Source organism: Pseudomonas sp. 2 (genome assembly GCF_056627435.1).
Map to the genome: position 1 here is coordinate 1 of NZ_JBWXNG010000034.1, position 6,534 is coordinate 6,534.

4 protein-coding genes and 3 tRNA genes are annotated in these 6,534 nt (G+C 60.3%); 2 read left to right on the plus strand and 5 right to left on the minus strand.

Annotated elements, in window-relative coordinates; genetic code table 11:
- Positions 1-1,282, plus strand: a 1,282-nt coding sequence (ilvA, locus tag AC1MEK_RS29695; protein ID WP_480399825.1) for a threonine ammonia-lyase, biosynthetic, incomplete at its 5' end; no start/stop codon positions are given.
- A gap of 140 nt (positions 1,283-1,422) precedes the next feature.
- Here ilvA and AC1MEK_RS29700 read toward each other — a convergent pair.
- Both AC1MEK_RS29700 and aroA read right to left on the minus strand, forming a co-directional pair.
- On the minus strand, positions 1,423-2,259 hold the full coding sequence (locus AC1MEK_RS29700) for a DUF2242 domain-containing protein (RefSeq protein WP_480399826.1): 837 nt from the start codon (positions 2,257-2,259) through the stop codon (positions 1,423-1,425).
- Positions 2,260-2,520: 261 nt separating this feature from the next.
- Complete coding sequence (gene aroA / locus AC1MEK_RS29705; RefSeq protein WP_480399827.1) at positions 2,521-3,786, minus strand: 3-phosphoshikimate 1-carboxyvinyltransferase; 1,266 nt, start codon at positions 3,784-3,786, stop codon at positions 2,521-2,523.
- A 220-nt stretch (positions 3,787-4,006) separates the two neighbouring features.
- Here aroA and AC1MEK_RS29710 point away from each other — a divergent pair, with 220 nt between their 5' ends.
- Positions 4,007-5,368: an anthrax toxin-like adenylyl cyclase domain-containing protein gene (locus AC1MEK_RS29710; RefSeq protein WP_480399828.1), complete on the plus strand. Its 1,362-nt coding sequence runs from the start codon at positions 4,007-4,009 to the stop codon at positions 5,366-5,368.
- Positions 5,369-5,482: 114 nt separating this feature from the next.
- Here AC1MEK_RS29710 and AC1MEK_RS29715 read toward each other — a convergent pair.
- The 3 genes from AC1MEK_RS29715 to AC1MEK_RS29725 form a co-directional block, all read right to left on the minus strand.
- A tRNA-Asp gene (locus AC1MEK_RS29715) sits at positions 5,483-5,559 on the minus strand.
- 124 nt (positions 5,560-5,683) lie between these two features.
- Positions 5,684-5,760 (minus strand) — tRNA-Asp (locus tag AC1MEK_RS29720).
- 78 nt (positions 5,761-5,838) lie between these two features.
- Positions 5,839-5,914: transfer RNA gene (locus AC1MEK_RS29725), tRNA-Val, on the minus strand.
- Positions 5,915-6,534 lie beyond the last annotated feature (620 nt).

Here is a 6,534-nt window from a genome sequence, read left to right on the forward strand (position 1 = left end):
TCACGCCCAGGGCCTGGCCCTGGCGGCGAAGAAGCTGGGGATCAAGGCGACCATCGTCATGCCCAAAACGACGCCTGAGATCAAGGTCGAAGGCGTGCGTTCGCGGGGCGGCAAGGTGGTGCTGCATGGGGACTCTTTCCCCGAAGCGCTGGCGCATTCTCTGAAGCTGGTCGAGGAAAAGGGCTACGTCTACATCCACCCGTACGACGATCCGGACACCATCGCCGGCCAGGGCACGGTGGCCATGGAGATCCTGCGCCAGCATCCGGGCCAGCTGGACGCGATCTTCGTGCCGGTGGGCGGCGGCGGGCTGATTGCGGGCATCGCGGCCTACGTGAAATACCTGCGCCCGGAAATCAAGGTGATCGGCGTCGAGCCGGACGATTCCAACTGCCTGCAGCAGGCCATGGCCTACGGCGAGCGCGTGGTGCTGCAGCAGGTCGGGCTGTTCGCCGATGGCGTGGCCGTGGCGCAGATCGGCCAGCACACTTTCGACCTCTGCAAGGATTACGTCGATGAGGTGATCACGGTCAGCACCGACGAAATCTGCGCGGCGATCAAGGACATCTACGACGATACCCGCTCGATCACCGAACCTGCCGGTGCGCTGGGCGCGGCGGGGATCAAGAAGTATGTCGAGCAGTACGAGGTCAAAGGCCAGACGTTCGTCGCCATCGAGTCCGGCGCCAACGTCAACTTCGACCGTTTGCGCCACGTCGCCGAACGCGCCGAACTGGGCGAAGGCCGCGAAGCGATCATCGCCGTGACCATCCCCGAGCAGCCCGGCAGCTTCAAGGCGTTCTGCGAGGCGGTGGGCAAGCGGCAGATCACCGAATTCAACTACCGCTACCACACCGACCGCGAGGCGCACATCTTCGTCGGCGTGCAGACCCACCCGGAGAACGACCCGCGCAAGGCGCTGATCGCCAGCCTCACCGCGCAGGGCTTCCCGGTGCTGGATTTGACCGACAACGAACTGGCCAAACTGCACCTGCGGCACATGGTCGGCGGGCATTCCGAGCGGGTCAGCGATGAGGTGGTGCTGCGCTTCGAGTTTCCAGAGAGGCCGGGGGCGCTGTTCAACTTCCTGAATAAGCTGGGCGGGAAGTGGAATATTTCGATGTTCCACTACCGCAACCACGGCGCGGCCGATGGGCGTGTGGTGGCGGGGTTGGTGGTGCCGGAGGAGGAGCGGCATCTGGTGCCGAAGGCGCTGGAGGAGATTGGGTACCCGTATTGGGACGAGACCAATAACCCGGCGTACAAATTGTTCCTGGGCTAACGCCGATCAACTGTAGGAGCGAATTCATTCGCGAAGATGGGTCAGGCGACATAGATGGGGCGCCTCGAAAATCATTCGCGAATAAAGTGGAGCGCCACCCCGGTCGCTCCTACAGGTTATGCGTTCGGCGTCAGAACTGGTTACTGCGCCGGGGTGGCCTCAGGCGTTGGCTCGGTGGCGGCGGCCGGTGCTGCTTCGGCAGGCGCTGGCGATTCGACTTTCACTGGCTCCGCCTCTGCGGGCGCAGGCATCGGTTCGCTGCCCTGTTCGGTGGTCGTTGCTGGCTGGGTGGCGGGCGTTGCCAACGCCGCTGGCGCAGGCGCCGGGGCTTCCTGCGCTTTGGCCTCGGCGGCCGGCTTCTGCTCAGTCGCAGGCGCAGCCTTGGCGCTCGGCTCAGGCATACCCAGTTCGGCCTTGGGTTTTTCCTCGATGTGTGCCGCTTTCTTCACTTCGGTCGGCAGGAAGTTTTCCACCAGGGCGAAGAAACGATCGTAGAACTTGGAAGACGCCACTGTCTCGCTGGCGACCTTGACCATCGAGTCGTCGGTCGAACCGATCGGCATCGACACCGACCCCAACACGCCCACACCCAGGCTCGCCGAGTTGTTCACCTTCTTCAGCGCATAGCGATCCTGCAGGGCGTTGGCGAACATGGTGGCCTTGGTGTCCGAGCTGCCATCGGAGGCGCAGACCACGTTGAAGCTGATCTCCATGTGGGTCTCGCCGGTCTGCTGAAAGCTCTTGTGACCGCTGATCATCTTCGGATCGTTGCTGGTGATGATGTAGCCCTGGCTGAGCAGTGCACGGCGGCCTGCCTCACAGGTGGCGGCATCGGAAACCGGGTAGTTGCGCGAGAAGGTTCCGGCGTCATCGAAGTTTTCGTGCTCGTAGATAGCCTGCTTCTTCGATGAACAGCCTGCGGCGGCCAGCAAGGTGATCACCCAGCATGCGGTACGAAAACTCAATAATTTAGACATCAAACATCCTGGGAAAAGGGCCGACAGAACAGTGGACCGCACAAAACGCCGACAAGTCTGCAACAAGGCTGGCGCTGGATCAACGCAGAGTTTGCAAGGATGTGGATACATCGAGGGTTCCAGCGCCCCGCCCCTGCCCGCGCGGCGCCTTGGGCAGGGTTTTTCCGGCGATGTATGGCCAGACGACGCTATCGCCCCACGATCATCCGCAGCAGGCCGGAAATCGACTGACGGTCGTTTCCAGCCTGCCGATAGCTGCGATCAGAGCTCGCCGGTTTCCAGACGCACGCCAAGGAATTCAAGCGCACGCCAGTAGCCCGGATACGTCTTGGCCACGCAGTCCGGGTCCTGAATACGGATGCCCGAGACCTTCAGGCCCGCCAGGGCAAAACACATGGCGATACGGTGGTCGGAATGGGTGTCGATCAGCCCGGTGCTGCTGGTGCCCGCAAGGCCCGGGTCGGCGGCAACCAGCAGATCGTCGCCCTCGACCGAAGCGAGGCCCGGACGCACCTGATTCAAGCCATCGTAGAGCGCCTGAACGCGGTCGCACTCCTTGACCCGCAGGTTGGCCAGATCGACGAAGCGCACCGGCGTTTCGTTGAAGGCCGCGAGCACGGCCAGCGTAGGAATCGCGTCCTGCATCTGTGAGCCGTTGACCACCGCCGGCATATTCGGGAACTGCGCGATCACCTCCAGCGCCTTGGCATCGGGCTGGGTAAAGGCTTCGGCAGCCACGCCCAGGTCGATCTTGCCGGCGGTCAGCGCTTCGGCGGCCCACAGGTATGTGGCGGCCGAGGCGTCAGGCTCGATGTAGTAATCACACGCGGTATAACCGGTCGGCGACACGCGCCACAGCGCTTCGTCCACCACCTCGACTTCGGCACCGAAGGCACGCATGCAGGCGATGGTCAGATCGACATAACCCCGTGCGCCGATTTCCTTGCCGGTCAGCGCCACTTCGATCGGCGCATCGCCGCAGGCCGCGACCATCAGCAGCGCAGACACGTACTGGCTGGACAAGCCGCCGTCGATCTCGAAACGATTGGCCTTGATCGAGCCTGTGCCCTGCACCACCACCGGCGGGCATCCGGTGGCGCTTTCGGCGCTCAGGCCGCCCTTGCGCAGGGATTCGAGCAGCGGGCCGATGGGGCGCTTCTGCATATAGTGGTCGCCGTCGAGGGTGACGGTGCCAGCGACCGTGCACACTGCGGCGGTCAGGAAACGCACGGCAGTACCGGCGTTGCCCAGAAACAGCGGGCCTTCGGGTACCTGCAAGGTGCCGCTGCTGGTGACCACGAAACTGGTATCGTCCGGCTCTTCGATGGTCACGCCCATCTGCCGCAGGGCATTGGACATGTGCCGGGTGTCATCGCTCTTGAGCGCGCCGCGCAGATGGCTGGTGCCCTTGGCCAGCGCCGCCAGCAGCAGCGCGCGGTTGGTGATCGATTTGGAGCCAGGTGGCGCGACATGCCCCGTCAACGGTACGCCCGGTGGGATCACAGTGATCGTTTGGTTCATGCCCATGGTCCAGCTCTCCAGATTCGAAATCAGCGACGCTTCAAACAAGCCGCCAATAATGGCATTTATCTGCATGGTCTGCAGCAGCGCATTAACGTCCATTTCACAGCGAACGCGCTCACCAAGGGGGCTGCAGGGAACCTAATACCTTGCGCCGCCACTCAATGGCATCGTCCAACCCATTCGAGCCGCTATGCCAAGTATCCCCCCTAGCCAATCAGTCAGCTTGTTCAACCCGACATTCACCTTCGGTGCAGCAAGCTCAACGGCCTCTGAAAGCAAACGGGTTATTGATCCCGCACAGCAGAAGAAGCTCTTGGCGGACGACATCGCCAGCGTCCGGAACAAGACCGGCATTTGCGCTGAGCATCTGTTGAAACTGCATGACATCGCGAGAACCAATGAATGCGTCATCGCATTTCGCCCCGTAGACCCTCATAACGCGCAGCTGATTGAGGCTGGGCACCCCACCAAAGGTCTGGAAATCAAAGGCAAAAGCTCAACCGTCGGCCCTTTATATGGCCTGATTCCGGTAGACCAGGCGCTGAGTGGCAAGGGCGCGACCACACCTGAGCAGATCAGGGATGCCAATGCCGGAATCGCATCAATCATCGAAAGAGGCCTGGTGGCCAAGGCTCCTCTGGAATTGTCCCAAGAACGTTTTGACTATTTGACACAGTGTGGCCTCGTTCAGAGAACGGCTTCGTCGCCCAACAACATCGCAATAACCTCCACCACGAATCCGCCTGTTGCCTTCGCGGCCATAAAAACGTCGGAAGGCAATTACCGGATCCTGCATGAAGGTAAACCTGTCGAAGCGCTGACACCTTCGACCATGAAAGAAAGCGCGAGCCCTCAGAAATTCTTCACGGCGGATTACGATCTGTTGTTCGTCATGCCGAAATGGAAAGATGCTCCGGAGCAGGGTCGGCGCCGATCGTCCATCAAACCACCGGGCCTCGATGAACAACCCACCCGTTTAGGTGCGGCCGGTACGTTGGGCCAGGGGGCTAGAATCGGTCTACGACAGAGCTCAGCGGCCGAAGACTTCAGCACCACACTCGAACAGCGAATCAAGAACGAAATCAATAGCAGTCTACGGGGCGACCTGCTTAAGTTGCACAGCGCTCACCAACCTGAACACTGGAATCTGGTGCATCACGGCTCCGATGAAGGCAACCCCAAATCGGACATGACCAGCAACCTGCCCGCCACTGTCATTGCGCCGGGACGTCTAGGCGAATTCAGTTCGGTCTCTGTGCAGAACTTCCCCGACGACCTGCTGAGTCTGGTGGACGAGGCTCGTATTTCCGGCTACGTGCTGCATGGCAACCGAAGCTGGTCCGGGGCTGGCCTCACCACTCGGGTACAAAAACTGAGCATGGATTATGAGCGCAAGATGAGTAGCGCTTCCTCGACATCGTCACCTTCGATCAGCAGGCGAGGCAGCCAGCTCTCCGACACAGAGTTGGCCGTGCTGCATGCGGCGGCCGAGCGGCGCGGAACCTTTACCCCTCTCGCTTCAACACGTCGAAGCTCATTGACATCCACCGCTCCCTCGATACCGGAAGCGACCAAGCCTAGCTGACATGCAGTGACATTGCGGGCCCGAGGTGGGGAGTTTTAAGTGGGCACAAAGAAAGCGACCCTAAGGTCGCTTTCTTTGTCGCATCAAGGAGTTCAAGGGCCTTGATGCTATGTATGGCGCAGCGGACGGGACTCGAACCCGCGACCCCCGGCGTGACAGGCCGGTATTCTAACCGACTGAACTACCGCTGCGTGTCGCACAGATTTTCATCTGTTTAACTCTGTTGAAACATGCCCGTGGGCATACTTCGTAAAACACTGATTGAAGGCCTTGGCTTTCAATCTCAGACCTGACCGAGATCAGCTCTGGAAAATATGGCGCAGCGGACGGGACTCGAACCCGCGACCCCCGGCGTGACAGGCCGGTATTCTAACCGACTGAACTACCGCTGCGCAGTGGTGGACTTTTCGTCCTGCTGAATCTCAGTAGCCTTCAGCATTTGTTACCAGCTTGTTGAAGCTGCTCAACGATGGTGGGTGATGACGGGATCGAACCGCCGACCCTCTGCTTGTAAGGCAGATGCTCTCCCGGCTGAGCTAATCACCCTTTGCTTCGCTGAGGCCGCGAAATTTACGCAGGTGCCGAACCTAAGTCAATAGCCTGCTTGAAGTTTTTTTCAAAAAGGTGGTTTTTGGAGAACTGCAGAGGCAAAAGCAGAGCAAGAGCGTTCTGGCTAACGCCAGACCTGTTTCGGCTTCGCCGAGTTACTTTGTTTCGGCAAAGTAACCAAACCATTGCTCCTGGTTTGGGTCCTCCTTCGTCGGACTTCCTTCACTCCGGCCTCGCTCCGTGGGCCCGGCGCGAAGGGCCATCCATGGCCCAACGCGCCTCTCGCGGCATCCATGCCGCTCGACCCACTCCGCGAGACCTCCATTCAGCCTGCACCCAAGTCGCGATTTGTGTCGTTTGGAAGATTTGCGCTCGAAGATCAAAAACAAGATCAACGGCATCGCGAGCTTCGCTCCCTCCCACATTGGAATCGGTGAGCGTTACTGAGAGCGCTCTTCAATCCGAGATCCATGGCAGGTCCTGCGAACAATACAAATCTCAATTGTGGGAGGGAGCGAAGCTCGCGATGCTGTTGCTGTTGCTGTTGCTGTTGCTGTTGCTGTTGCTGTTGCTGTTGCTGTTGATCTTCATGCATCGCCAGTCCAGACAACGCAAAA